This window comes from Lachnoanaerobaculum gingivalis, from assembly GCF_003862475.1.
Classification (GTDB): Bacteria; Bacillota; Clostridia; order Lachnospirales; family Lachnospiraceae; genus Lachnoanaerobaculum; species Lachnoanaerobaculum gingivalis.
In genome coordinates, this window is record NZ_RRCO01000003.1 from 302,320 (window position 1) to 327,904 (window position 25,585).

The following is a 25,585-nucleotide window of genomic DNA, read 5'->3' on the forward strand; positions in this document are numbered from 1 at the left end:
AAATCCTCCTACTTATTTCCTGCACTTTCTGTTTCTGCATTGCCTACAGTCTCATCTGCACTGCTTTCTACCCCCTCATTTTGAGAGAGCAGTACCTCTGCTCCGTCATAGAGTTCATTGCTCCATGTGGATATTACTTTATCGGAAGTGTTAATTCCATCCTTTATCTCTATATAATCACTGTCATAAATTCCCACATTTATATTTTTCTTTACAGCCTTGCCTTCCCTGTATAAATATATATATGCATCATTTCCCGAATACATCACTGCCGAGATGGGGAGAGTCAACACATTATCAGCCTTATTTTTTAAAAGTGTAATCTTTACTTTCATTCCGCTCTGTAATGCTTCTCCCTCAAGGCTTGCCTTTACATCATAAAGTCCTGTGGAGCTTGAGAGTGCATTTGATATTTCGGTTATATTGCCATTGTATTCAGTACCGTTATGTAAAACTTTTATCTGATCACCTGCTTTCAGATGGTTTTGGACATCCACCGTTGCTCCAAACTTTACCTCCATTCCGCTATTGCCTGATATAGTCGCTATTGCTGTACCCTGAGCGATCATATCATGCACTTTTACACCTTTGGTCTCTACCACTCCCGAAATGGGTGCTTTAATACTTGTATATGAAGACTGTAGTTCATATTGTGACTTGGCAGCCTCGTAGTTTAATGCTGCGGATGTTGCGGCGGATCTTGCCTGTTCAAGTACCTGTGTGGCAACAGCTCCCGTATCTGCCAGTGCCTGAGTTCTTGAAAGTGCTGTAGCGGTATCATTCATAGTGACCTTTGCCGCATCCATCTGAATTTTCAGTGCTGTAAGTGCATCGGAATTTATTGTTGCCAAAACATCTCCGGCATTTACATTATCACCCACATTAAAATTAACTGAAAGTGCCTCACCACCTACCTTGGGAAATACCGATACACTTTGAGTAGGTGCTATTGTTCCTATCTGCTCAGTATATATTACTATATCTCTTCTTTCAGGTTCCACTGTCATAACCCCCGGTCTGGTATCCGTTACAACCTCCACCTTCTTTGATCCGACAAATCTATACACTGTAAAAGCCACTGCCGCAACAACTATTACAGCTATCACTATTCTCCCTATCTTCATATATTTCTCCATTCTATATATTATTTATGATGCTTATCTGACAGAACTGTTAAAATAATAAATTGTACATGTATTATACTACCTTTCAATTTGATATTTAATACTATATTATTTTTACTTTATTATATTTTTATGACTATATTTATGGAAATATAGCTAAACTCCAATTCTAAACAAAACATCAAATGATTCATGCTTTACTTTTTAATAATTTTATATATAAAAGCATACTGCATGACAATACTACATATGATTTATAAAGATGATACCACATAGTACTTTATAATGCAAGGTACTATGTAGTATTTTTTCTTTTTGCAATTACAAAATTCCGGAACGAATTTTATACTGAATCTTTCTTTAGCAAATCTATATCCAAATTTTAAAAGAAAAAGTGACATACAAAATGTCACTCAATTTGTATGTCACTGCCATAATCTCTTCTAATATTTCTATTATTTTCCGCAATATCTATTACTACCTTTTCACAACCCCTGCATAAATAAGCGATGCAATATTTATCATAAAAAGGATAGCTTAGTCTTACATTCTTTTTATCCAAATTTAAAAGCGATTTTAAAAAACCTCTTTTACTGTCTGTATCCCGCCACCAAAGTGAATACCTTGCACCTTCTATTATGCCCTCACTCATTATCTTTCCACAGTATGGGCATTTTACTTCCGCTTTTTCCATGAATCCTCCCTTACTAAAATATCCTTTTTACTCTACAGGGAAAAGTCTTTGTATAATGAACTTTATCTTGAATATATACTGCAAAGCTTCTTGATTTTAAATATCGATTATTATTATTTTGCACTCTCTGCAAAGGTAGGCTATGCACTTCTTCTCATCCCCTAATGTGGGATAATACTTACTCGTTAATTCTATTACTTTATCTTTACCTTCCTGAGAAAAGAAGTATAATAACTCCTCACACCATTTACTTTTTTTGCGTTCAGGAATCCACTTGATATCATAAGGTGAACGTCCTTCACCTCTGGGGATTTCTCCCCTTTCCATCATCTTTCCACAGTATGGACATATTTTATCAACTTTTTCCATATAATATCCCCACTGAATACTTCTATCAGTTCTAAATTCACTTCTGTTATTTATGTATATCGTACTATATGGATATCTAAATGTAAATAAGTTTGTATATATAAAGCACAAAGGGCATATACTTACCCTAAGGTTAAGTATACGCCCTTTTATTAAAATAATATAGAAGGTAACAATTTTACATCAAGCTGAGGAATAATTCCTTAATATCCTCAAACTTTGGATCTCTTGGATTGCCCGGTCTGCAGGCATCATCCATTGCTGACTGTGACAAGAAGTCTACATCCTCAGGTTTTACTATTTCTTTTAAATCCTTTGGAATGCCTACATCTTCAGAAAGCTTCTTTACTGCATCAACAGCTGCCTTTTTGTACTCTGCTTCGCTCATATTCTCTGTGCCTTCCACGCCCATAGCCTTAGCCACATCTCTGAGCTTCTCGCCAACTGCATCAGCATTATATTCCATAACTGTTGGAAGAATAATTGCGTTTGCTACACCATGAGGTGTATCATACAATGCACCAAGACCATGTGCCATTGAATGAACTATTCCAAGTCCACAGTTAGAAAATCCCATTCCGGTCAGATACTGTCCGATAGCCATTCCTTCTCTTCCCTCTGCAGTGTTTTCTACTGCACCGCGAAGTGACTTTGCAATAAGCTCGATAGCCTTTAAGTTGAACATATCTGTAATAATGTTAGCACTCTTTGTAGTATATCCTTCGATAGCATGTGTAAGTGCATCCATACCTGTTGAAGCTGTAAGTCCCTTTGGCATACTTGACATCATATCAGGATCTACGAATGCTACTACAGGAATATCATGTGGATCTACACACACGAATTTTCTCTTCTTCTCTACATCTGTGATAACATAGTTTATAGTAACTTCTGCTGCTGTACCTGCTGTTGTAGGTACTGCAAAAATAGGAACACAAGGGTTCTTTGTAGGTGAAAGTCCCTCAAGACTTCTCACATCTTCAAACTCAGGGTTTGTAATAATTATTCCGATAGCCTTAGAGGTATCCATAGACGAACCGCCACCGATAGCTATTATATAATCTGCACCTGATTTTTTAAAAGCCGCTACTCCGCTTTGAACATTTTCAATTGTCGGGTTTGCTTTTATATCAGAATAAATCTCATACTCAAGACCCTCTTTATCAAGTAAATCAGTAACTTTTTTTGTTACATTGAACTTAATCAAATCCGGATCTGAACAAACAAAAGCCTTCTTGAAACCTCTAAGCTTTGCTTCTTCTGTAATGCTTAAAATAGCACCCTGTCCATGATATGATGTTTCATTTAATATGATTCTGTTAGCCATAATGAATCCCCCTAATAATCTGTCACTTACCGACCAAAATTATACAACACCCTTTTGCAACATTATATTGCCATAGAGTGCCTTCTCTGATGTCGCAATAATCAAATAAGCTTTTCTTGCTTCATCGTAAAATTTAAATCTTTCAATGCTTCCGATAGCATCTTTTCTTGTATCATATTTTGATACGATTTCTTTAAACTCATCCCAAATAGGAGTCGCTACTGTATCTCCCGGTACTTTTTCCATAATACTAACCGGGTGTGGATCATAGGTGTCAAGTGGAAAGAGCTTTAATATAGCATCCAATATCTCACATACACCATGACCGTCCATTCTTATGATATGGGCATCCTTTCCCACACTATGTGTGGGGAAATTGCCGTCTGCAATGACCAATCTGTCGGAATGACCCATTTCACAAAGGTATTTTAAAAGTTCCGGTGATATTATCTCGGGTATACCTTTTAACATATTTACCTCTTATTCATATAAACATGGAGCAATCTTCGGATCTTCCATGTTGTCCTTGTTGTACCATAAAGCACCTGTATCAACATCTGATACGCTCTCGCCGTTTGCTGCCTTAACTGCAAGCTCAACTGCCTTATATCCGATTTGTACAGGATCCTGTGTTACACTACCTGCAAATAAACCGTCTTTGATTGCCTGAAGCTGCTTCTTACCTGCATCAAATCCGACTGCAACAACTTTGCCTTCACCGATCTTATCAAGACCTTCGTTAGCTGTGATGATTGCGTTTGCTGCAAACTCGTTTGAACCGTAGATTGCAATAAGATCTGACTTCTCAAGTATAGCTGATGCAACAGCTGCACCGTCTGCATCCTTAACTTCTGCAGGAATACCTACATCGATAATTACAGGAGCGCCGCTCTTTTCATTCTTTAAGCTGTCATGTCCTTCAACTGAAACCTTATCTTCTCCGATAAGCTTTGTCATCTCCTCAACGAAGCCCTTTGTTCTCTCAACGATTGACTGTGAGTTTGACTCCTGAGCAACAACACCGATTCTAACTGTACCTGAAGCACCATCAATTTTGTCTTTGATAAGCTCATATGTTTCTTTTGCTGCAAGTTTTCCTGCCTCAAGGTTGTTTGTAGAAGCATTAGCCTTGATAGCTCCTGCCGGTGCATCAGGAACACCTGAGTCAAATCCAATAATTGGGATGCCTGCATCCATTGCTGTCTGGATTGAACCTAAGCTTGCCTGTGTGTCAAGTGCCGCAAAGCATATAGCTGCAGGCTTTTGTGCTATAGCTGCATCTAAATACTCGATCTGCTGTGCAATTGCTGACTCATTGTCAGGACCCTGGAATGTTACTTCAACTCCTAAATCTGTTCCTGCCTGCATTGCACCCTTCTCAACTGCTTTCCAGAACTGATGCTGGAATCCCTTAGCAATAACGTTGATCTTCTTTCCGTCAGCGCTTGCCTCTGCCTTTGTCTCCTCAGCCTTTGAACTGTCTGCCTGTGCTGCTGTTGTCTTGTCAGCCTCACTTGAACTACTGCTTGATCCTCCACATGCCGCTAATGACATTGCCATCAAGCTTGCTACTGCAACTGCTAAAAATCTCTTCTTCATAATTTCCTCCTTATTAACCCTTTCTTTTTCTATTTAAGATATCCATATACACAGCGAATACTAATATGATTCCTGTGATGAAGAGCTGATAATGTGACTGTACTCCGATGTATGGGAAACCGATCTTAAGTACTGTCATGATAAACACACCTATAATTGTTCCAACGATTGAACCGACACCACCTGAAAGTGATGTACCACCTATAACTACTCCTGCGATAGCATCAAGCTCAAATCCGTTACCTGTATTCGGCTGTGCTGTTGAGAATACTGCTACATATGCAAGTCCTGCAAGTGCTGCGAACACACCTGAGAATACATAAGCAAGTGTCTCATATTTTTTTACATCAATACCGGAAAGTCTTGTAGCTTCCTTGTTTGAACCTATTGAAAGTATATATCTTCCAAGTCTTGTCTTGTTAAGTACTACTGCCATTACTACAGCACATACTGCTAAAAGTATAAAACCTGTAGGGAAATTCTTTGGAAGGATTCCGCCATCCTTTGTTACCATGAATATCTCTCTAAACCAAGCACCTGCACTGTTTCCCTGCGGGAATGATATTGTCTTTGTCTTTGATACGATTGAGCCCAAACCTCTTGATACCATCATGGTTCCCAGAGTAGCGATAAATGCCGGCAACTCAAAATGTGATACCAAAATACCGTTTATAAGTCCGAATATCGCTCCAACTAAAAGCATTATCAATATAACAACAAACATCGGTGCACCTTTTTCCATAAAGGTTCCGCCTATAAGTGCAGAGCATATAGCAACTGTACCTATTGAAAGGTCGATACCGCCTGTAGCAATAACAAAAGTAACTCCGATTGCCATAAATGCTACATAGTAAGCAGACTTTGAAATATTTGTAAATGTTGTAGCTTGTAAGAACTTATCTGTTAACAGTGAAAACACTATACATATTACTACCAGCGCGGCGATAACCACTGCCTGCTGATTTGAAAAAATCTTTTTTAGGTTCATTATTTTGCCCCCTGTCTATTTGTTGCACATGTCATGATTCCCTCTTGACTAGCCTCAGAGATGTCAAGACAACCTGTTATTCTGCCTTCACACATTACTACGACTCTGTCGCTCATTCTGAGTACCTCCGGCAATTCCGATGAAATCATTATTATGGATTTGCCTTCTTTAACTAATCTTTCCATCAAATCATATATTTCACTCTTGGCACCTACGTCAATACCTCTTGTAGGTTCGTCAAATATCAATATTTCAGAATCCTTTACCAACCACTTCGCTATAACAACCTTCTGCTGGTTTCCACCTGAAAGTTTCTTTATAATCTGTGTAACACTCGGTGTTTTGGTTCTTAATTCCTGAACATATTTTTCACTGACAGTCTTTGACTTTGAACCGTCTATAAACAGTCCTTTTGTGAATTTTTCAAGTGAAGATAGACAGGTGTTTTCTTCTACTGATTTGTCTACCAAGAGTCCATATCTCTTTCTATCTTCTGACAGATAACCGATACCTGCATTCACGGCATCCTTTGTGGATTTTATACTTACTTCCTTACCGTGAATATATATCTTACCGGAATCCATAGGGTCCGCACCGAATATAAGTCTTGCAACTTCTGTTCTTCCTGCACCCATAAGTCCTGAGAAACCGAGTATTTCACCTTTTCTCAGTTCAAAGGAAACATTCTTTACATGCTTTCCCCTGTTCAGATTTTCACATCTGAGTACTACTTCCGCATCCGCACTTACGTCAGATTTGGTCTTTGGTTCCATAAAGACTGTTCTTCCAACCATCATCTTAATAATATCGTCTTTTGTACACTCCTTTGTTACCAAAGTACCTACATATTCTCCGTCTCTCATGACAATAACCTTGTCGGAGATAACATTAATTTCGTCCATTCTGTGTGAGATATAAATTATTCCCGTGCCCTTAGCTCTCAAATCGTTTATAACTTTGAAAAGTTCTTCAATCTCAGAGTCTGTAAGAGCTGCTGTAGGCTCATCAAATACGATAACCTTTGCATTTGTTGATATAGCCTTTGCAATCTCAACCATCTGTTGCTTTCCTACAGTAAGACTTCCTATCTTTACATTCGGATTTATATCTACATTAAGCTTTTTGAACAGTTCCTTTGCATCTTGTGCCATCTTTGCATCGTCTATAAAGATTCCTTTTTTTCTCTCTTTTCCGATGAAAAGATTCTGTGCCACAGTCAGATCGTTCATCATATTTAATTCCTGATGAACAATTGCAATTCCCGCCTCTTCAGATTCGGATACCGACTTATACTCTACTTCTTTTCCTTCAAAGGTTACAGTACCCTCATCCTTAGAATATATTCCTGTCAAAATCTTCATAAGAGTGGATTTTCCTGCACCGTTTTCACCCATCAGTGCAACTACTTCACCCTTATTAAGTTCAAGTTCCGCATTCTTTAATGCTGCAACTCCGGAGAAAGATTTCTTTATATTTTTCATTGTGAGTAATGCTGACATAAAATCTCCCCCTTATTTGTTTTCTTTACTAACCCTCTGACCATATGTCTTGAACTTCTCAGCCATCAAAACCATCTCTTCATGAGGTAATATTACAGGCTCACCGATAGCCTTTGCTTTTGTATAAACCTCAGAGCAATACTCTATCTCTTCTACGATATTGAAAGCGTTGAGAAGATCATTTGCACCTGCAAGAATTCCATGGTTTGCCAATATAACGGCTTTTCTGTCCTTCATTGCCTCAAAAGCATTCTTTGCAAGCTCAGGACTTCCGTATGTAGCATACTCTGCTACTCTTACATTCTCTCCGGCCACTGCAATCATATAATGAGTTGCAGGAAGTTCCTGTCTAAGACAAGCCATAACAGTTGCATACATTGTATGAGCATGAATAACCGCATCGATATCATCTCTGTACTTATATGGCATTACATGCATTGCCCACTCTGATGAAGGTGTTCTGTTACCTTCTATCACATTTCCGTCAACATCTATGATAACGATATCCTCAGGCTGTATCTCAAAGAAATCTATTCCTGAAGGAGTGATTGCCACATGTCCGTTCTTTCTGTCAAATATACTCAGGTTACCACCTGTACCCTTGGTAAGGCCTGCTTTTACAAGTTTCTTTCCGTACTCTATTAAAAGCAGTCTTTCCTTCTCCATCAACATAATATTTTTCCCCTTTACTATCAAGAGGGCAAATCGCCCTCCTGTATTTAATTCTTACTTATAAAGCGGACCATAGTAAGCACATGCTCTGTAGTCCTGTCCCTCTAAATCAGCTGTACCAAATCCGTTAAATGAATGCGGTCTGAATATTCTCTCGCCCTCAATATTGTGGAATGCTACAGGGATTCTAAGCATTGAAGCCAATGTAAGAAGTCTGTCTCCTACATGTCCTTCTACTGTTGCACCGTGGTTTGCACCCCACTTAGCCATAACATTATATACTGAATCCGCAGCGCCTACACCGATCTTTGGTGCGAACCATGTTGTCGGCCAAGTCTTGCTTGTTCTCTCATCAAGGATTCTATGTACATCATCATCAAGTACACATGTATGTCCTTCTATTACCTGAAGTGTAGGTCCTACACCTTCAACCATATTTACTCTGATCATAGTAACAGGCATTTCTGCTGATGTCTTAAAGTGTGATGAGAAACCGCCGCCTCTAAAGTACTCATAGTCGGCTCTGCACCAGTCGGTAGCCTCACAGCATGCCTTAACATCTTCATCTGTAAGGTTCCACCACTCCTTCATTGTTCCGTTACCGTTCTCATCCTTAGCTGCCGCACTTGCGTCAAGACAGCTTGCACCTGAGTTGATAAGATGGATGATACCGTTCTTAGCATATCCGCCAAGTTCTTTTCCGCTTACTCTCTTTACTGCATCAGGTGACCAGTATGTTCTGACATCTGAGAAGATAGGAGCCTTTCCTGTAGAAAGCCATCCGAACATCATAGCTACACCGTTTAATGTATCATTCTCTGTTGCAAACGGAGTCGGCATTTTCTTACCGTTCCAGTTGAAACCTGAAGCCATAATAGCCTCTGTAAAGTCTGCGTTCGGAAGCCAGTCTGTCCACATTCTCTGTCCCTGGAATCCGCCTGCAATACCGTTTCTTCCAAGTGACTCCTCATGCCATCCCATTTCGGCAAGCTTCGGATTTCCTTCAAGGATATCTCTTACTACCATTGCATGCTTTACGCAGAATTCCCACTGCTCGTCATCCTTGATATATCTTGATTTCTTTATTATCTCAGGGAAGTCCTTACCTGCATTGATATCCATACCCTCTTTGCAGTATTCCTTTACCCATGCAAGAGCTCTTTCAAACTCTTCATGATCATAGATACCAAGTGTAATTCTTCTAAGAACCTCTGTCATATCTACCCATTCGGTTCTCATTCCGAGATACTTCTGTAAGAAGTCTACGTTTACCACACTACCTGCAATACCCATAGATACCGAACCGATATTTACATATGACTTATTCTTCATGATACCGACTGCAACAGCTCCTCTTGCAAAGTCTAAGATCTTCTTTGCAACGTCTGCTGTAATAGTTGTTTCATCCTTATCCTGAACTTCTGTTCCATAAATTGAGAATGCAGGAAGTCCTCTCTGTGCATATGCAGCCATAACTGCCGCAAGGTAAACTGCACCAGGTCTCTCTGTTCCGTTGAATCCCCAAACAGCTTTAATTGTGTTTGGATTCAAGTCCATTGTCTCTGTTCCGTAGCACCAGCATGGTGTAACTGTAAGTGTTCCCACTACATTCTGATTTGCAAAGAACTCTTCACAAACAGCAGCCTCTGCACCGCCACCGATAGTTGTAGGTGATATTACTACCTCTACCTTTTCTCCATCAGGATATCTTAAGTTGTCCTCTATAAGTTTAGCCGCTCTTTTTGCCATTCCCATTGTCTGTTCTTCAAGTGACTCTCTAACGCCACCCCATCTGCCGTCTATTGTAGGTCTTATACCTATCTTTGGATGATTCATATTCCCTCCTTATTATTTTGAATCTATTCTTTTTATCTCGCATGATCCTAAGATCAATTCAATACCGCTTTTTAAATCATTTACTTCATTAAGATGTAATAGTGAAAGAAGAATATTTCCAAGAGCTGAACTCTCGTAAGGTCCCGCCTTTACATCTACCCCCATTTTATTTGCAATCATAGATGTAAGTACGCTTGACTTAGCACCGCCCCCGATCATATGGATCTTCTTGAAATTCTTATTCAAAATCTTTTCAATGTCGGCCTTTACTTCCATATACTTTGCTACCATGCTCTCATAAATAACAGCAAAATAGTCAAAGTCATGTTCAGGAGTATTGCCTCCCTGATTTCTTATAAAATTATCAATCTCACTCTTTACATCAATACCCTCTTTTGCGAATATTTCCGCATCCATATCTATGAGTGAAAGTTTCTTATCAAGTTTGTTTACATAATCACTGATATCATCAAATGGAATCTTTTTGCCAAGCTTTGTTTCAAGCTGTGCTTTGTACTTTTCCAACAGATAAAGTCCTGTGATATTTTTGAAAAACATAGGCTTTGAGTCAAATCCCAATTCATTTGTAAGATTATTCTCATAAGCTTTTTCGTTTATGATACATTTATCCACCACGCTACCTATAAGTGACCATGTTCCACAACTTAAGAACATACTGTCCTCATCAAGGAAGCTGTCCGTCATAAGAAGTGCACTTGCAGTGTCATGAGTACATACCGGTATCACATCGATTGAAAGTTCCCTTAATGCCTCTATTCCCGAATCTTTTGTATTGCCGACTACTTCTGTAGCTTTTACAATCTCCGGAACCAGACTCTTTTTCAAATCAAGTTTTTCAAATATAGTGTCTGAAACTTTTCTCTGTCCCATATCATAAAGTCCTGTTGTAGACCAGATAGTTTCTTCTCCTATTTTCTTTCCTGTAAGCATATAGAAAATCAGATCCGGCATCATAAGCATCTTATCCGCCTTTTCATATATGTCAGGATTTAACTTCTTTAATGTAAGCAGCTGGAATATTGTATTTATGGTCATTATCTGATTTCCACTGTTTTTGAATATTTCAAGCTCACTTATCTTTGCTTTCGCTTCTTCTCTTCCTATAGCATATTTCTCATCTCTATAGGAGAATGGAGTATCTATCAGTTTTCCATCCTTATCGATTACTCCGAAGTCAACGCCCCAAGTATCAATACCGATGCATGATACATCCTTGTTCTCAATGATTGTACTGACTATTTTTTCTAAAATAGCATCAAAGTCCCAGTACAATCTTCCGTTTTTATCCTTTATACTATGGGACATTCTCATAACTTCTTCCGTTACAAGTTTTCCATCCTTAACATATCCTATAATACCTCTGATGGATGTTGCACCCATATCGAAAGCCAATACTCTTTTCATACTTCACCAACTTTCAATAATAAAATCGGCAATCTTTCGGAAATATGCTACAACCCCAAAAAAATTCCAAAGCTTTTCTCTTGTTTTTATTTTCATATCTACGAAACATTGTCGAAAATGTTTTTCAGTAAAAACAATATAACATATTTAATAATAAAAATATATATATGGATATATTCTTGAATACTTTTTTTTATTTTATGCTATAATGTTCATGTATGAATTTTTTTGTTCAAACCTGTCGGTAACTCCTATATTTGCTTAACGGAAGTTACTGTAAAATAAAAGTAAGAGGATTATTTATGGATTCGAATGGAAGAAAACAACAGATACTTGATGTTTTAAATAAGAGCAACGGTATATCAAGTATAGACGGCTTATGTCATAGAGTTTTTGCTTCACGCTCTACTATAAGAAGAGATTTAATCGCACTGGAAGAAGAAGGCATTGTAAAGAGATCTCACGGCTATGTATCTGTGATTGAGAAATCAGCTAACGAAAGCCCTATCGGTATGAGAAGGATAGAAAATCTGGATAAAAAACAGATTATTGCCGGCAAGACAGCACCGCTTTTAAAAGACGGTATGGTGATATTTTTGGACTCGTCATCAACAGTCTGTCAGTTGGCCCCTTTGCTTAAATTAAGGCATAATATCACTATCATTACCAATGGTATCAATATAGCAAATGAACTTTCAAATGCACAGGATTTAAAATGTTTTCTGTGCCCCGGTGTATTAAAACATAAAAGTTTGTCCATAGTTGGAGAATTTGCTTCAAGCTTTATTAAAAACTTTAATGCGGAGCTTGCAATTATTTCATGTAAAGCCATTAATACCAAGGGTATATTTGAGGGTGATGATTCTCAGGGACTTGTCAAAAAAAGTATGATAGAAAATGCTAACAAGACTGTACTTCTTTGCGACAACACAAAGGAAGAAGCCGGAGGTTTTTTCAAACTTACAGACTTCAGGGATATTGACGTTTTAATTTCAAACGGACAATTCTCAACTGAGCTTGATGAAATTCTTTCAAAAAACATTTCTAAGATAATATAAATATAAAAGAACTGAAGCCTTTCTTAAATGCGAAAGTCTTCAGTCCTTTATATCTTTATTTAAAATAATTTTCCCATTGTCCGGTTCCCTGATATAGGATATGAAGATATCCTAATTCAGCACCCGCAGACTTATCTGTTTCGTTGGTAGATATTTTTGCTTTTCCTCCTACATTTCGGATTTCAAAACGTTTCATGCCTACATTACTTTCATCCTGATCGTCAGAATCGCTTATATATACAGCCTTCAACTTCCCGTTCAAGTCATATTCGGCACCCCACAAAGTAACTATATGATTACTCTTTGAAAACACTTTATGAGAAAGTCCTACTATGCCGCCATTACCCAAGATTTCTTTAAGAAGATTACTTAGTGATTCATAGTTTCCACCATAAGTACGGTCTGTAAGTTTTTTCCCCTTGAAAACATCATAGAAGAATCCGCCGTTATTATTTGGGATAAGATCATCACTTTCTATATTTGTTCCACCCTTTGGGTTTGGAGTATATCCGTTAATAAATAAATCCATCAAAAGATCCGAATAAAACCCTCTCTCATTATATCCGTACAATACTTTATACAGCTCAAATATTTTACTGTTTTCCGGATTTTCAAAGGAAGTTTTTAAATCTGAAAGTTTTCTGTTGGCACGAATTATATCTCCGTTTTTTTCTATATATCTGTCAACATATTCAATATTTTGATCAAACCACCAATGAAGCATATTTGATGATACCGCTGCAAAGCAAAGATTTTTATCTATATCGATATTTCCACCGCTTCTTGTTTTATTAACATCATACCATCCGTCTCCGCTTGAATATGGTACAGTATACATTACATAAGTATTCTTACCGCCTTGTGTAATCTCTTTATGAAAGTCTCCACCTTCTCCCATAACAGGTCCGTTAATTCCCTTTACCCATATGATGGTTCGTATTTCACCGTCTTCATTTGTATACTGAACAACATTGTCATTCTCTGAAGTAATTAATGATTCTTTAAATCTCTCAGCCCTGTTTTGTGTACTCTCTTTTCTTTCTGCCTCAGGCTTTTTACTTTCCTTTGACTCTATATCCTTTTTTTCCTCTTCTTTCGGTATCTCGACATTTGAGGAAGTGGCCGGTTTTACAGGGCTCTCATTTGACTTTGTGGTATACTCTTTATTTGTATTTTTTTCTATGCTTCCGGCTTTCTCACTATTTCCTGTTTTATTATCTGCAATCAAGCTGTTATTTTTATCCGAGCTTAAGTCTTGTCTTGAACCTACCAAGTCTTCACTTCTTTTGGAACTTGAGTTTTCAGCCTTTCCTTTTGATTCTCCTAATATTCTGTTTTCTTCTCTTTTTTCTCCTTGATTTAAAAAGCTTGAGCCTCCGCTTTTACCGGAACTTCCGCCCTTGCTTGAGCCTCCGCTTTTTCCGGAGCTTCCGCCCTTGCTTGAGCCTCCGCTTTTACCGCTTTTTTCCGAACTTCCTGCAACACTTGTTTTCTTTGCTGTATTCGATGAACTTTGTGAAGCATTACCTGTACTTATACCTTTACCGGCTTCATAATATTCTGCTCCGCTTTCATTAATCCATCTTCCTAAAGCATCAACTTTATATCCGCTGACAAGAGTATTTGAATACATCTTTCCGAATGTATTATTATCTATTCCCTCAAAATAATAGCAATATCCGTCTATCCACTGCCATCCTGATAAAAGCACTCCCTCATTGGCAGTTTTAGAGCTGTCTAAAAAATACCAATTATTTGCGGCGTCCATATACCAACCGGTTTTTAAACTTCCGTCTTCATTAAAGAAATACCAATTATTATTTATCTGCTGCCAAGCCTTTAGAGCCTTATCTTCTTTATAATATTTCCAACTGTTATTTTCCTGTTTCCATCCATCAACACCTGCATAGGCATTAAAGGACATCAACATAGTAAGTCCCAACAATACAGGACCGACTTTATATTTTTTCATTTTACCAAACCTTTCACTACTCTAAATCGTACAAAAAACGGGCATATCCATTATCATTTATATGATATAACATCCCAAATCTCTTTCGGTTCAAGTCCCAGTTTCCAAACCGCTACTCCCGCCAAGTCCGCTTCTTTTACCGCATCCATTTTGAGTTTCATAGAGCGCTCATCTTCCATCCATATATACTTGGTGGCATTTCCTACCGTGGTTTGCCCTACATACTGTCCCACTTCCTCGTCCCAGGTAAGATTTACATTATTTTCCTTTACCCATGTAGCTGCTCCTACCATTCCGAGCGCCGTTGATGTAACCTTATCGTTTTCCTTGGTCCAAACTCTTGTATATACCGGAACAGCATTTATAAGTTTTTCCTTAGGTACTTCTGTAAGGCTGTCTGTAATAGAATTTTTTACAAAGTCTATAGAAGCACTGCTTCCTTCATCAGATCCGCTGTAATGCTCATCATATCCCATGTTTATTACATAATCCACAACTTCAGCCAACTCATCTCTCTCATAATACATATTGTAAGATGCCGGAATAGGTACATCCACACTCAATACAATTTTATTGTTTCTGCAGGAAACAGAAAGCTCTCTGATAAACTGGATAAAATGCGGTGCATTATCCTGAGTAAGTGACTCAAAATCTATGTTTATTCCGTCAAAACCATATTTCTTTGCATCTGCAATCAGATTTGAAATAAGATTTTTTCTGTTTTCGGAAGAAGATAGTATCTTTAATGTACTGATATCCTTACTGAAATTATCAATTAAAGGCCATACCTGTAAGTTCTTTTTATGTGCCGCATCCACATAATCCTTACTTGCTATAGAAGTATAATTGCCCTTATTATCTGAAAGTTTGAACCATGTCGGTGATATTACATTCATCCCGCTTGTATTTGCAACAACCTTCTCCATACCGCTGTTTGCGGCAGCTGTCGTTACCTGGTGCCATCCCAGAACAACCTTCTCATCCATTGATATTGAAGTATATTCCGGCTTTACAAACGCACTTTGTCTTTCAGCTTTTGTGAAATTTTTCAAGTGATTTTTCTTTACATATCCCATCAAACCGCTTTGTGTGAAAACTTTATACCACTTCTCATTTTGCTCAACTATTGTAACATTTTCATCTTTCTTAAGTTCTGCATTTTCTATACTTGCAGACCAATTATCGGCATCTACTCTCAGTCCCGACTTTGACTTTATTGTAGCAACATCATAACTACCGAAAGTATTATTGATATACATTTTTTTAATTTCACTGTCAGTATATGAATCTACCCATACGTCTGTATAAGCCTTTATGGTTTCTATAGACAAATAAACCTTTCCGTCCGATTCAAGCAAAAGCGGCTTTCCGTTATTATCCACATTCTCAAAATTTGCATATACTATTTCTGTAGGCAAAGCGTATGAAAGAAGCTTTTCATCATCACTGTAATAAAATTTATCATTGAGTATGGCTCTGGTCCAATTTAGAGGTACATATACTACTCCATCTTTATATATTGCCTTGGCCTTTTGTAAAGAATAATTATATACAAGCGCTACTTCATCACCCTCTACCTGATATAACTGCTCCTGCGTAACCTTCTCTTTTGAGCCTATAATTCCATCCATTTCTCTTGATATAAATATAATTCCAAGTATGATACATAGAACTACAACAATACCTATTAAAACCTTCTTCTTCACTTTTCCTCCATAAAAAATAAGTTATTGTAAAGCCTTCACTATTATATATCATAAATATGTATAAATATTTAAGATAATATTTTTATAGGCGAAATTTTACGTTCCGGAAAAAGTATCTATACTGTACAATCAGCCGGTTTTTAGGTAATAAATGTATGATTTTTTCATGCCATAGTCTCATTATATTCTCCTGTTAAGAAAGTGGAGTTTTCCAAATATTCATTTGGGTATTTCTTTAGTAAAGTGTTTATATAGTCAATTACAACTGTCTGACTGCTTCTCTCTTCCATATATTCATTTAATATATTAAATAATTCTTGTTTCTCTACAGCACTTGCATACTCTTTAAAATATCCCCACACATGAAGAACGGCATTGCTGAAATCTTTCCTACTCTCATTCATGTCTTTTATTTTTTGTATGTTCTCTTTCAGAAATGAAACATCCAATTCATTCCCTTTCAGGTACTCTCTTAGCCCGAGATATTCCTTATGTGATTTACTCAGTACATAGTATTTATTTTTTGCCCACAGCTCTTCGCATTCTTTCCTTATGTTTTTATAACTCATACTCTCTTTTCTTTCAAAATACTTGAATGTTTAATATTATAATAAATTACGTAAGATTAAACAAATTCAAAACTAATATCGTCATATTGTATCAAATATAATTACAATAATATAGTCAAAGCTTAAAATAAATCTCTGACGATTCAATATTTACAATACAAAAACTGCCAAAATATATCTCATATCCTGACAGTTATACTTACATGGCCTTCTTTATTTTTCAATATGTTAGGTATCAATGAGCGGCTACCTAGTAAGCCTTTACTGTGACACTTCTTTCATTGATACTTAACAGTTATAAACCATTCTTTATTTGATTTTTTACATAGAGTCAGACGGTTTTTATGCAATATATAAAAACCTATCTGTCTGCAACTTATATATTCGCTACAACCTGCGTGGGCTTTGCTTTAAGTAGTATTTTTATATATTTTTGTATGTAAAAATCGTATTTGGGATCTTCAGATTGAATAATCATTTAGAATACTATGATTTCCTGTTCTACAGATTGACAGGTTTATTTCATAGAAATTGAATTTTAGAATTTTAACTTTTATATTGGGGACTTTGATGGCTAAACTATCATTTATAAAAGTTATTTATAAATTTCTCCTTTCTCCGTCTTTACATAAATTATAACCCTCAAACGCTTTACACGCAATATGGAATAGTTGTTCGGTCGATATATGGCAAGATAGATTGTGTAAAATAAAAAGAGAGCCCTAAACAGCTCTCCTTCTTCTACTAATTATTTTTTGCTCTATAGATGTATATGGTCTTTTCAGATTTATTTCCGGCAAGATCTATGGCACTTATTTTTATACTGTTTTGCCCCTCGTTTAGCGGAACTTCTATTTGTGTAACTATCTGCGTAGTATTACCGTCTTTACCTTCAATATAAGAAATTGAGGTTTTATCATCAGTACCTATAAGTGAGTCTCCGTTATAAAGATTTAATTTAAATGAATTATCACGTGAGCGAATCTTTATTTTTACCATATCGGAATCAAGTTCTCTTTCATATACCTTATAATCAATAAAAGGATTTATCTTATCGTAGAACAATCTTCTTACCATACTTGCCGATTTTCCGTTTTTAGTACTTACCTCAACTTTTATATTAACATTAAATGCTTCAAGCTTCAGTTTACTTTCAAAAGAATAGGCCTCGCCCTTATATATTACATTTCCATTTTTTCTATAGATAATATTGCTTTTTACAAAATCCTCTTTTCCTATATTTATTGGACTTGAAAGTTCATTTCCGTCATTATCTACAAGCTTTATTTGCACACTTTCTACACTGTCATCCTCGTCCACATATCCTACAAAACCTGATACATCTATCTGCTTCTCTTCACCTTCTGTATTGCCAAGTACATCAAAAAACTCAGGTGTTTTAAGGAATACTGCAGGATAGGGTTTCTTTTCTGCATTTGACGCAGTAGCATTATTAATTGTGATATCTGTAATACCTGCTTCTTCCATGCTCTCATGAGTATTTTGCATAGGCTTTCCGTCTCTAAATACTGTTGTAATATCAAAGCTTGTTTCAATAGGATTTATTGTAAATTCATAGTAAAGCTTGTCCTCATCATATTTAAAATTGTATTTTTTTGATATTTCGGAATTTACTTTATTATCCAAAATAATATTTTCTTCGATATTATCATGTTTCAAAGTAAGTTTATGCAAATGTGACTCTTCATCCGCCAGCTTTATCCTAATCACCGCTTCCTTTTCTATCAGACTGTAAGTCATATCATCAAGCTTTATATCGTTTACATAAACGCTTGCATTTTTATTGCTTATATAGTCAAAAAAGTTAAGGAAATTAATTTGATTATAATTGCCTTCTCTGACCTCTGAAAGCGTGGTCCTGCTTTTATTATCCATATAGTCAACGGCATCTATTATAAGATCTGAAGTATCTGTGAAATACGGACAATGTACTTCAATATTTGAATTTCTGTAACCGTTGGTATAAACATATACTTCCCCCCTTGCAGTTGGGCTGTCAGGTACTGCTTCCAAAGGTATATTCAGCTTGCCGTCTTCAACTTTTACAAGCTCTTTTCCATCCTTCATAGGCTCATCTTGGAATCTTATAACAAAGGATTTTCCATACCTTATACTTGTATCGGCCTTATCATCCTGTGTATATCTTATTGACTGCAAATATACATTCTCTATACCTATGCCCTTGTCATGAACATTAAATACTATCTCCTTCATATTGCCGTCAATATCATTTACCTGCACTTCATCAGCGGTACTTAGATTAGGAGCCATGCTGTCCACACGTACAGGGAATTTATAGACCTGTTCTCCGTTGCCTCCTACATTATTAGTATTAAGCTTTGCCTTTATACAATATATATACTCGGCACCGTCCTCTGCAATTCCTTCGCCAATTTTCCCGTCCCATACCGACTCCGGCATAAACTTAAAGCTTTTATTGACTGAAAGTCTGCTAAGCTTCCTTACCTGCTTTGAAACTCCTAAAACTCTTAAAGTTTCCTCTGTCTTAGCATCAAGTATTGAATACTCTATCTGCTCCATATTTCTGAGTGGTGCTATTCTTGCCGCCACATCGGGATAGTACTTACTGTTCGGTGAAAAATATATTTCATTATTGTACAGTGGAAGTTTAAGCATCATACTTGTTCCAAGCATTGAAGAGCTTACTCCCGCATTTTTATTTACAAAAAATTGTACATTTCTTTTTTCACTTCCAAGTTCAGGAAGCTGAAATGCATCTATAGCTTTTTGTTTGCCCCAATCTCCATAAAATCCGAGGAAAGGTATACTAAGATCTGATATACCATCTTTGTCCTTAAGGCTTATAAAACCTTCTATAAAGTTGTCCTCTTCAAAGTTTACGGCATCCGAGTAATCCATAGTAAAATCTATACTTGCTGATGAATGTGCTTCCACGCTTATCTCTCTGCTTATATTAGACTCATTTGAATGTAATATTTCAGATCTTTGGAGCCTGTATTTACCGTCTGTAGGCTCATAAAGTGCAACCGAATTTATATCATAGCTTTTTGTACTGTCTCCAAAGTTTTCAAGACTAAGTCTTACATCAAAACTTTTATCCTTAAGTTCTTTAAGCTCAAGCTTTCCGTCGGCTATATTGTCATTGGTTCCTTCCGCCCTTACTACTACAGTGGTTTTTAATGCATTTTCAATATTTAGAGCACCGCTTCCCTGTTGTCTTACAAAATAGGGTATATCTTCAAAAATCCCCTCATCCTTTAAAGGAGTGGCAGTATTCATAAGTAAAAGTTTTATAAATTCAGAACTGTTATCTGTTTGTATATTCTTTGCCTTTATATATTGTTTAAGTATAGCTGTAGCTCCGGTTACCTGAGGAGCCGCCATGGAAGTACCGGACATATCCTTATACTTATCGTCTTCAACGCTTGAGTATATATGTCCTCCAGGAGCGGTTATCTCCGGCTTAATTCTAAGATCGGGAGTGGGCCCCCACGAAGAAAACTTTGAAACACTTCCTGCCGCTACATTGTCGACATCAGTCATTTCAGTAAATATTTCAGGTCTCAGATTATTATTATAACCGTATTCCTCCATTAACTTATCATAGGTACTTCTTTTTATACGGATACAGGTAAGCTTTCCCGCATTACCGGGAACTTCAAGATTTCCGCCTATCTGCTCAGCCATGCTCCTGTTATTGTAAAAAACAATGGCGGCAGGTTTTAATTCGGCTATTGCCTCAAGCTTATCCCCGAATCCTAAACTGTCCCTTGTGGTAGGAATCTCAAAGAGTACCAGTTTACCTTCTATATTTTCTTTTTTAATAAGCTCTTGCTTAGCATTTTTTAAATCAAATATATCCGCACTTATTATCTTTTTCGGATTTTCTCCTTTATGCAAATCCATCTCTTCATTTACATAAGCATCCCAGCTGTCTTTCCACCTTATGACATACATATGTCTTTTGGTATTTTCCATGGATGCAACTGCTATAGTTCCTTCATTTACAGCAGGATTTGCAATTAAAGCGGTATCATAATTCTCTTTTAAAGGTTCTACATTATTTATATTTCCGGAAGTAATATTTCCGTCATTACCGGCAGCTACCGAAATTACTATTCCGGCTTTTCTTGCCTTTTCTATAACTTCATTTTCCGGATAAGCTCTGTTCTCCATTGAAAATCCGGCTGCCGTTCCCAGGCTTAAGTTTATTACATCAGCCTTTAATGTTATAGCATCATCCAAGGCCTTCAACCAAATATCGGTAAATGTTGTAGGATACTCAAGGTCATCTGAAAACACCTTAAGTGCAAGTATTTGTGCATTAGGCGCTACTCCGAAAATACTGTTTTCGACATCATTGGCTGCAGCTATTCCAGATACATGCATACCGTGCATTACACCGAAACTGTTACGTAAGTTCTTATTAAAATCATAATAATTATAGCCATAAGGTACTTTATCCGAATAATAAGAGCCCTTTAATCCGTTTTCAGCTATTATCTTTTCTATATCTGCCTTTGTATACATAGGATGTACCGATTCATCCAGTCTAAGTGCTTTATGTCTGTAATCTATACCTGAGTCTATTACTGCAATAACGCTGCCCTCGCCCTTGTAGCCAAGCGTATTCCACGCATATCCCGAACCTATTATACTGTTTGAAGACTTAAGATAAGGTCTTTGAAACTCCTGTGATACATACACGCTTTTTACTCCGGGAAGCGCTTCTATTTTTTCTATTTCAGTCGCATCGGCACTTAATGATATACCGTTAAATACTGTATCATAGTGCCTTATCTCCTTAAAATCCGCCTTTATATCCTCATTTTTTATATCTGTTACAAGCTTGTCCTGATCTTCTTTCAACTCCTGCTTTTTTTCATCTATAAAGGAATCATCCAGTTTATCATAGTCCATATCTTTATTTATGGCTTCTTCTATCAAGGAGTCCTTATCAAGCTCTATTATAAGCCTAAGCTCTTTTGGCTTATCTTCATTTTTTTCGGCATCTATATCAGCCGAATTTAATTTTTTATCTGCCTCTTTTACATACTCTGAAACTCTATCCCCGTTATTTTGTGCCGCAAATCCCGGCTTAGCTGTAGAAACCAAGGGATTTATAAGAAGTACGGCACAAAACAAGGCAAGTTTTTTACTTATTCTATTCATAACTCACCTATTCTATAATTATTTTAACTATAAATTTTACCTTACCATAGTTCTTGTCATTGATTACAAGATCCTCTAAGCTGCTTACAGCAAGCCGATATTCTCCTTTTTGAGAGTTTTTTACCTGCTGAAGACTATCACCTTCCCACTTTACATTAAGCTTTACTCCGTTATTTTCTCCGCTTAATTTAAGCCCTATAAGTGCTTTGTCTTCAAGGTTCACTCCTTGAGCGGCTTTATATTTTAATGTTTTATCGGCATATAAATGTTCATTCAGTACTATAAAGTCTTCACTCAAATTTTGTGTTGCACTGTTTTTGTCACCTTCATTATGAGCACCTTCATTTACTTTGGGAGGGACTTCGCTTTGAGTTTTCTTATTTTCAGTAATCTTTCCGGTACCGGTCTTCTCCTCCGGCTTAACTATATCCTTGTCTTGAGGTGTTGCTTTTTCTTCAGTTTCTTTATCACTTTGAGATTTATTTTCTTTTTGACTGTTGTTTCCAAAATAACTGCCTGATGAACTGTGACTTCTACTTCCCTTTATTATCTTCTTAACCGGCTTTCTACCTTCAGGTTTATACTCCTCCGGATTTGGCAAAGGTACTACCTTCCCGTCAGATCCCAAACTTGTATAGGTAATATTTTTACCGAGGCTTTTTGCCGATTGTAACTTTGAGTTTGAAAGTTGCACCTCAAAGTTTTGACTTCCTGCGGCAATATAGATTTTACTTATATCTGAATTCATTATTCTTAATTTTCCGTTACTCGCCTTTTGGTTTATAAGTATCGGATTATGTATTTTAATATTTTCTATAACGGCATCATTGGTATTGACAACTATAAAAGCCTTTGACTTATTGTTTTCATCCACCTTGAAATTTTGAGAGGTATTGATAACCGTAAGGAAAAGCTCTTTAATTACATTCCTTAACTCACCTCTGTTTAACACTTTATCCGGCTCAAAGTTCTTATCTTTTCCTTCAATAACACCAAGGTTCTCCAATTCTTTTATATAGCCTCTTGACCATGACTGCAATTTCTCATCATCAATAAAAGCTGTTTTTCCCTCAGCCGCTCCAATGCCTATATACCTTGCAAGTAGGTAATAGACTTCTTCCTTTTTAGGACTTTCATAAAGATTGGCAAATGATACATGCTCATCTATTATATTTAGTCCTTTTAATTTCTCTGCAGAGCTTTTAATATACTCTTCATCCGCATTTGCGTAATTTCCTATGTCCGCTATGTCGGATCCCAAGTTACCTGAAAGCTTTTCAAGTAATATAATCAAGTCTTTTTTGCTGATATTTACTTCGTTATCCATATATTTTTTTTGCTCCGCTTTTGCAATTGGAGCATTAAAAAATAATTGAATACATATAGCTATACTTAACAACAAAGTAAATTTTATTGCTTTTTTCATACTCATTTGTTTCTCCTAATTTTATTCTAAAGTGTTGTATCTTCTGAATTTGTCCGGACATAAAAAGATAAATCACTTTAATTTTTTTAATCGCACTTATTGGCTAAACAATATCTATATATACATATAGTAGTAAATTATAGCAGAAAAATGTGAAATGTAAATAATATGCATATTTTTTCGAAAAAAATTAATCTCTACATAAAAAAATATCCCGACAAATACAAGGCATATTGTCCTTGTGACTTTGTCAGGATATCTCATTATAAAAAATTTTATTTTCTAAACTTTTTGGCTAACCTTGTTCTCGCTTCCGAAAACAAACGAACTTTTCGGTTCAAGAGCAAGCATCAATAAATTACCTAAAACGCCTACCGCAAGGACTTCTCCTATACCCACTGTAAGCATCATGTAAGGTATCAAATCCGGTAAACCGTAAGCATACTTTAATACAAACGGAATAATAATTGCATTTGCAAGTATCGGTGGTACACATACCAACCATTTTGAAATACTTCTGAGTCTGTAGCTTAATATTGCACCTATAAGTGTAGCCAATGTTCCGAATATAATATCAGTAAGTGCCGCTCCACCAAGTATATTTGCCAAAAGACATCCTATACTAACTCCGGGTATTGCCGCCACTGTAAAGAACGGCAGAATACAAAGTGCCTCAGAAATTCTGAACTGGATAGCACCGAAGCTGATAGGGGCAAATGCAAGTGTAAGCACTACATACACTGCCGCTATGACTGCACTCTGTGCCATCATTTTTGTTGTAATATTTTTCATTTTTTCTCCTTTAGTTTTGTTTTAGGTGAGGAAGGTCTCGAACTCACCAAGTACGCTAGATACTTTACGGTATTTTAGAAAATAAATCAAGTGTTTTTATAGTATTAATATGTTTTATACTATAAACATGCCTTATAGATTTCAACTATGTCCTCATTTGTAAGTGCTACAAATGCATCTTTTAAATATCCTCCGATATTTGCATGCTCAGCCATTGCCACAAAATGTTTGTCATCAATACCAAGCTCTGTAAGAGTCATAGGAATACCTGTCTCTTTAAAGTAATTTTCAAGTGCATCTATTCCCGCAAATGCCAACGCTCTCTCATCATCACCGCTAAGCCCCATTACATTCTTTGCAAATTTTACAAATCTCTCTGTAGCACTTGCATCTTTATTAAGAATATGGCGCATCCATCTTACCGTTAAAATAGCAAGACCTACTCCATGAGTAATATCATAATATGCAGACAGTTCATGTTCCATTGCATGACATGGCCATCCCGTTTCCTGCTTACCGTATTCCGGTATACCTGAGCAAGCTATGGAAGAGTTTGCCATAAGATTTGCTCTTGCAGAATAGTTTGTAGGATCTTTGAGTGCTATCTTACAATTTTTCATAACAGACTTTAATATAGTCTCCGATATTCCGTCCGATAAATCGCTGTCCATTGTTCTTGAAAAATATCCTTCAAATATATGGCTCATTATATCTGCACTGCCTGCAGCTGTTTGATAAGGTGATACTGTATAAGTATATGTTGGATCGCATATACTTACTGCAGGATAGGTATATACCGCACCAAGCTTTTCATTTGTGTCAAGATTTGATATTACTCCGCCGGCATCAAACTCCGAGCCTGTTGCACTGAGTGTAAGTATATCTACAAGTGGAAGTGCTTTTGCTCTTCTAAAGCTTGTTTTCACCATCTCCCAGAGGTCATCACCCTCATAGTAATATCCTACCGCTATTGCCTTTGCACAGTCAATGGTGCTTCCACCACCTACTGCCAAGATCACATCTATATTGTTCTCCTTGCAAAGTTTTACGCCTCGTTTTACTGAAGTTATCCTTGGGTTCGGCTCAATTCCGTCACATTCGGTGATATTGAAATTATTCTCCTTTAAAATCTTTATCACTTCATCATAAAGCCCCATCTTCTTGATTGAGCCGCCGCCAAGGACGAACAAAACATTTTTACCGAACGGCTCCAATGATTTTGCCAATCTTTTTATCTGTCCCTCTCCAAAATACAATTTTGTAGGAATATCGTGTTTAAAACTAAGCATGTTGTACCTCCACTTTTCACATGCGCAAACCGGGAATTTTATTTCCAAAATCACTGCAATATTAG

General features: G+C 36.7%; 19 protein-coding genes. 1 reads left to right on the forward strand and 18 read right to left on the reverse strand.

Features of this window, described 5'->3' with window-relative positions; genetic code table 11:
- Nucleotides 1-8: 8 nt before the first annotated feature.
- From EHV10_RS08240 to EHV10_RS08290, 11 genes are all read right to left on the reverse strand, one after another.
- Nucleotides 9-1,124, reverse strand: a complete 1,116-nt coding sequence (locus tag EHV10_RS08240; RefSeq protein ID WP_128674232.1) for an efflux RND transporter periplasmic adaptor subunit — start codon at nt 1,122-1,124, stop codon at nt 9-11.
- 409 nt (nt 1,125-1,533) lie between these two features.
- A complete protein-coding gene (locus EHV10_RS08245) occupies nt 1,534-1,818 on the reverse strand; it encodes a PF20097 family protein (protein ID WP_009663831.1) in 285 nt (94 codons plus the stop codon).
- A gap of 96 nt (nt 1,819-1,914) precedes the next feature.
- Entirely contained in the window at nt 1,915-2,187 is a 273-nt protein-coding gene (locus EHV10_RS08250) for a PF20097 family protein (RefSeq protein WP_009663837.1), read from the reverse strand.
- A 178-nt stretch (nt 2,188-2,365) separates the two neighbouring features.
- Nucleotides 2,366-3,514 carry a lactaldehyde reductase gene (gene fucO / locus EHV10_RS08255; protein WP_128674233.1) on the reverse strand — a complete coding sequence of 383 codons (1,149 nt, stop codon included), beginning with the start codon at nt 3,512-3,514 and terminating at the stop codon, nt 2,366-2,368.
- Between the two features lie 39 nt (nt 3,515-3,553).
- Complete coding sequence (locus tag EHV10_RS08260; protein ID WP_009755536.1) at nt 3,554-3,985, reverse strand: RbsD/FucU family protein; 432 nt, start codon at nt 3,983-3,985, stop codon at nt 3,554-3,556.
- A 9-nt stretch (nt 3,986-3,994) separates the two neighbouring features.
- Nucleotides 3,995-5,113, reverse strand: a complete 1,119-nt coding sequence (locus tag EHV10_RS08265; RefSeq protein WP_128674234.1) for an ABC transporter substrate-binding protein — start codon at nt 5,111-5,113, stop codon at nt 3,995-3,997.
- 13 nt (nt 5,114-5,126) lie between these two features.
- Nucleotides 5,127-6,101: an ABC transporter permease gene (locus EHV10_RS08270; RefSeq protein WP_128674235.1), complete on the reverse strand. Its 975-nt coding sequence runs from the start codon at nt 6,099-6,101 to the stop codon at nt 5,127-5,129.
- On the reverse strand, nt 6,101-7,600 hold the full coding sequence (locus tag EHV10_RS08275; protein ID WP_128674236.1) for a sugar ABC transporter ATP-binding protein: 1,500 nt from the start codon (nt 7,598-7,600) through the stop codon (nt 6,101-6,103). Before EHV10_RS08275 ends, EHV10_RS08270 begins: the two co-directional genes overlap by 1 nt.
- A 12-nt stretch (nt 7,601-7,612) precedes the next feature.
- On the reverse strand, nt 7,613-8,272 hold the full coding sequence (locus tag EHV10_RS08280) for an L-fuculose-phosphate aldolase (protein WP_128674237.1): 660 nt from the start codon (nt 8,270-8,272) through the stop codon (nt 7,613-7,615).
- Nucleotides 8,273-8,326: 54 nt separating this feature from the next.
- Nucleotides 8,327-10,108 carry an L-fucose isomerase gene (locus EHV10_RS08285; RefSeq protein WP_128674238.1) on the reverse strand — a complete coding sequence of 594 codons (1,782 nt, stop codon included), beginning with the start codon at nt 10,106-10,108 and terminating at the stop codon, nt 8,327-8,329.
- A gap of 12 nt (nt 10,109-10,120) precedes the next feature.
- Complete coding sequence (locus EHV10_RS08290) at nt 10,121-11,533, reverse strand: rhamnulokinase (RefSeq protein WP_128674239.1); 1,413 nt, start codon at nt 11,531-11,533, stop codon at nt 10,121-10,123.
- A 302-nt stretch (nt 11,534-11,835) separates the two neighbouring features.
- Between EHV10_RS08290 and EHV10_RS08295 the strand changes: the two genes are divergently transcribed.
- A complete protein-coding gene (locus EHV10_RS08295) occupies nt 11,836-12,591 on the forward strand; it encodes a DeoR/GlpR family DNA-binding transcription regulator (RefSeq protein ID WP_128674240.1) in 756 nt (251 codons plus the stop codon).
- Between the two features lie 55 nt (nt 12,592-12,646).
- Here the strand turns inward: EHV10_RS08295 and EHV10_RS08300 are convergent, their stop codons facing one another.
- The 7 genes from EHV10_RS08300 to EHV10_RS08330 form a co-directional block, all read right to left on the reverse strand.
- Nucleotides 12,647-14,563 carry an IdeS/Mac family cysteine endopeptidase gene (locus EHV10_RS08300; protein ID WP_128674241.1) on the reverse strand — a complete coding sequence of 639 codons (1,917 nt, stop codon included), beginning with the start codon at nt 14,561-14,563 and terminating at the stop codon, nt 12,647-12,649.
- A gap of 53 nt (nt 14,564-14,616) precedes the next feature.
- The gene (locus EHV10_RS08305; protein ID WP_128674242.1) at nt 14,617-16,269 is read right to left on the reverse strand and encodes a glycosyl hydrolase family 18 protein; all 1,653 of its coding nucleotides are present in this window, start codon (nt 16,267-16,269) and stop codon (nt 14,617-14,619) included.
- Between the two features lie 164 nt (nt 16,270-16,433).
- Nucleotides 16,434-16,838: a YbgA family protein gene (locus EHV10_RS08310; RefSeq protein ID WP_128674243.1), complete on the reverse strand. Its 405-nt coding sequence runs from the start codon at nt 16,836-16,838 to the stop codon at nt 16,434-16,436.
- Between the two features lie 744 nt (nt 16,839-17,582).
- The gene (locus EHV10_RS08315; RefSeq protein WP_128674244.1) at nt 17,583-22,013 is read right to left on the reverse strand and encodes a S8 family serine peptidase; all 4,431 of its coding nucleotides are present in this window, start codon (nt 22,011-22,013) and stop codon (nt 17,583-17,585) included.
- Nucleotides 22,014-22,020: 7 nt separating this feature from the next.
- Nucleotides 22,021-23,445, reverse strand: coding sequence for an S-layer homology domain-containing protein (locus EHV10_RS08320; protein WP_128674245.1), 1,425 nt, complete (start codon nt 23,443-23,445; stop codon nt 22,021-22,023).
- Between the two features lie 276 nt (nt 23,446-23,721).
- Nucleotides 23,722-24,231: a QueT transporter family protein gene (locus tag EHV10_RS08325; protein WP_128674246.1), complete on the reverse strand. Its 510-nt coding sequence runs from the start codon at nt 24,229-24,231 to the stop codon at nt 23,722-23,724.
- Between the two features lie 119 nt (nt 24,232-24,350).
- On the reverse strand, nt 24,351-25,520 hold the full coding sequence (locus EHV10_RS08330; protein WP_128674247.1) for an iron-containing alcohol dehydrogenase: 1,170 nt from the start codon (nt 25,518-25,520) through the stop codon (nt 24,351-24,353).
- Between the last annotated feature and the right edge of the window lie 65 nt (nt 25,521-25,585).

Bases quoted from the DNA above. Each gene is read 5' to 3' on its own strand.
- EHV10_RS08240 (WP_128674232.1), bottom strand. From the start codon at position 1,124: ATGAAGATAGGGAGAATAGTGATAGCTGTAATAGTTGTTGCGGCAGTG.
- EHV10_RS08245 (WP_009663831.1), bottom strand. From the start codon at position 1,818: ATGGAAAAAGCGGAAGTAAAATGCCCATACTGTGGAAAGATAATGAGT.
- EHV10_RS08250 (WP_009663837.1), bottom strand. From the start codon at position 2,187: ATGGAAAAAGTTGATAAAATATGTCCATACTGTGGAAAGATGATGGAA.
- fucO (WP_128674233.1), bottom strand. From the start codon at position 3,514: ATGGCTAACAGAATCATATTAAATGAAACATCATATCATGGACAGGGT.
- EHV10_RS08260 (WP_009755536.1), bottom strand. From the start codon at position 3,985: ATGTTAAAAGGTATACCCGAGATAATATCACCGGAACTTTTAAAATAC.
- EHV10_RS08265 (WP_128674234.1), bottom strand. From the start codon at position 5,113: ATGAAGAAGAGATTTTTAGCAGTTGCAGTAGCAAGCTTGATGGCAATG.
- EHV10_RS08270 (WP_128674235.1), bottom strand. From the start codon at position 6,101: ATGAACCTAAAAAAGATTTTTTCAAATCAGCAGGCAGTGGTTATCGCC.
- EHV10_RS08275 (WP_128674236.1), bottom strand. From the start codon at position 7,600: ATGTCAGCATTACTCACAATGAAAAATATAAAGAAATCTTTCTCCGGA.
- EHV10_RS08280 (WP_128674237.1), bottom strand. From the start codon at position 8,272: ATGTTGATGGAGAAGGAAAGACTGCTTTTAATAGAGTACGGAAAGAAA.
- EHV10_RS08285 (WP_128674238.1), bottom strand. From the start codon at position 10,108: ATGAATCATCCAAAGATAGGTATAAGACCTACAATAGACGGCAGATGG.
- EHV10_RS08290 (WP_128674239.1), bottom strand. From the start codon at position 11,533: ATGAAAAGAGTATTGGCTTTCGATATGGGTGCAACATCCATCAGAGGT.
- EHV10_RS08295 (WP_128674240.1), top strand. From the start codon at position 11,836: ATGGATTCGAATGGAAGAAAACAACAGATACTTGATGTTTTAAATAAG.
- EHV10_RS08300 (WP_128674241.1), bottom strand. From the start codon at position 14,563: ATGAAAAAATATAAAGTCGGTCCTGTATTGTTGGGACTTACTATGTTG.
- EHV10_RS08310 (WP_128674243.1), bottom strand. From the start codon at position 16,838: ATGAGTTATAAAAACATAAGGAAAGAATGCGAAGAGCTGTGGGCAAAA.
- EHV10_RS08315 (WP_128674244.1), bottom strand. From the start codon at position 22,013: ATGAATAGAATAAGTAAAAAACTTGCCTTGTTTTGTGCCGTACTTCTT.
- EHV10_RS08320 (WP_128674245.1), bottom strand. From the start codon at position 23,445: ATGAGTATGAAAAAAGCAATAAAATTTACTTTGTTGTTAAGTATAGCT.
- EHV10_RS08325 (WP_128674246.1), bottom strand. From the start codon at position 24,231: ATGAAAAATATTACAACAAAAATGATGGCACAGAGTGCAGTCATAGCG.
- EHV10_RS08330 (WP_128674247.1), bottom strand. From the start codon at position 25,520: ATGCTTAGTTTTAAACACGATATTCCTACAAAATTGTATTTTGGAGAG.